Source organism: Corynebacterium sp. HMSC034E11 (assembly GCF_001835905.1).
GTDB classification, from domain to species: Bacteria; Actinomycetota; Actinomycetes; order Mycobacteriales; family Mycobacteriaceae; genus Corynebacterium; species Corynebacterium coyleae.
Window position 1 is genome coordinate 1 of the sequence record NZ_KV826367.1, and the last position, 2,074, is coordinate 2,074.

Annotated in this window: 1 protein-coding gene and 1 pseudogene; both read left to right on the top strand. The window is 54.9% G+C overall.

Annotated features, from left to right (window positions below):
• Nucleotides 1-156 precede the first annotated feature (156 nt).
• The gene (istA, locus tag HMPREF2690_RS00170) at nt 157-1,761 is read left to right on the top strand and encodes an IS21 family transposase (RefSeq protein ID WP_070422899.1); all 1,605 of its coding nucleotides are present in this window, start codon (nt 157-159) and stop codon (nt 1,759-1,761) included.
• A gap of 6 nt (nt 1,762-1,767) precedes the next feature.
• Nucleotides 1,768-2,074 (top strand): annotated as a pseudogene (locus tag HMPREF2690_RS00175) (ATP-binding protein); the annotation flags it as partial.

Below are 2,074 nucleotides of genomic sequence, written 5' to 3' on the forward strand. Positions count from 1 at the left end.
TGCCGTTTCCGTGTAGTTGGTAGGGGCAATCCGCGTAGTTGGTAGGGGTTTTCCGGATAGGTGGTAGGGGTCTTCTTTTTCGGTCATTTTTGTAGGTGACGTCGGCGCAATCTGTGCCGGTGTGTCACCACTTTCTGACCGCAAGGAGGGCCTTTTATGGCCAACTTCAAAGACATCATGGCGATGTGTTTGACCGGAGCGAGTTATGCAGCCATCTCTGCTGCCTTGGAGTGCTCCAACAGGGATATCGCCAAAGTCAAAGCAGTGATTGCTGACCACGCAATCACGCAGTCTTCGTTCGCTCAGCTGGATCCAGAGTTCTTCGATACGCACTTTAGCGATCAGCGAACGAGTCGGCGTTTGCGCTATGACCGACCTGACTTCGAAAAACTCGCGAAGAAGCTGGCGAACAACAAGCACCTCACGCGCCATAAGCTGTGGATGGACTATGTCGCTTCCCCGTGCGCCGCAGGTGAATCGAAGTACCAGTACTCCCAGTTCTGTGAACACCTGCGTGACTACATCCGGGCTACCGGCATGACCTCGATTATCGAGCATGAACCAGGCCAAGAGCTCTACGTCGACTGGGCGGGCGACAAAGTCCGCATCATCGACCAAGCCACCGGTGAGGTAGGGATGAAAGCTTGCCTATTTGTGGCTGTCTGTCCCTACTCTTCTTTGTTATTTGTGGTTGCTACGGCGAATGAGAAGATGGACGCCTGGATTGACTGCCACGTCAAAGCCCTAAACTACCTCGGGAAACGCCCCGGCATCATCGTTCCTGATAACGCGCCGACTGCAACGTATCGCCCGGCGAAGAACAAACCCGCACGACGCATCCAACAGCGCTATGCGGACTTTGCTGACTACTATGACATCTTGCTTGTACCAGCACGTCCGGGAAAACCCCGCGATAAAGCCGCAGTTGAGCGTGCCGTCCAACTTGTCTATACGCGTATCCTTGGCTATTTCGATGGGGTTGAGTTCTATAGCCTTGAAGAGCTCAACGAAGCGATCGCTGAGCGCCTCGAAGACATCAACACAACCATGCCCAATGCGCATGGGTTTACTCGTCGTGAGCTGTTTGACATCGATGAAGCACCCATGATGCGCAACCTTCCTGACACCCCATTTACGGAAGTGTCCTGGCGCAGCGTCAAAGTCGATCGCAATTGGCACATCTGTTGTGACTACCAGTACTACTCCGTGCCGTTTCAATACATCGGCAAGACTTTGCGCGCACGGCTGACCAACAGCCTGGTCAGCATCTTCAACGGCGATAGCCTCGTGGCCGAACACCCGCGTATGCACGGGTTTAAGTACCGCTATTGCACAGACCCTGCGCATACCCCAGACAAAGAGATTACTGGGGTCAAACCGCTAACTCGCGATGAGCTCTACGCCAGAGCATCGTCGTTTGGGCCCGCAACCAGCAAGGTCATCGCCATGATCCTTGAGCACAACGCCCAAGCCCTGCCACGCGGTTTACGCACAGCCCGCAACGTGTTGGTCAAGCTCGGGAACAAGCACAACAAAACCACACTTGAACCAGCGTGCCAGCAAATCATCGACCACAACCTCGCGCCGAATCTGCAGGTCATCTCCCGCATCCAGGCCGACATCGCCCGCAACGGTAACGCCGAAGCCAACACCCCAACACCACAAACAGGCCAGGCTCGGGTAGTCGATATCGCCGCAATGCCAGAAGCAGTGTTCCTGCGCCCTGCAAGCTACTACGACACCCAGAAGCAGGAGGACTAACCCATCATGACCACGATCCATCTTGACGATGACATCCGTGCAACGCTGCGCAAGCTGCGGCTTTCAACCTTCGCTGATACCTTCTTCGCACTTGCCAGTGCAGATGAAGCAAACACCGAGTTGCCTGAAGAGATATTTCTCAAAGCCGTGGAAGAAACCGCCCACAAACGTCGCGCGCAAAACATCACCAAAGCCATCACCCAAGCAAAGTTCCGGTACCCAGGTGCAACACTTGCCGAGCTGATAAACGTCGAAGAACGCGGCCTGAACCTTCGTCAACTCAAACGCATCGCTGCAACACCCTGGCGTGAAA

Excerpts from the sequence above, each read along its gene's own strand:
- istA (WP_070422899.1), top strand. The coding sequence starts at position 157 with ATGGCCAACTTCAAAGACATCATGGCGATGTGTTTGACCGGAGCGAGT.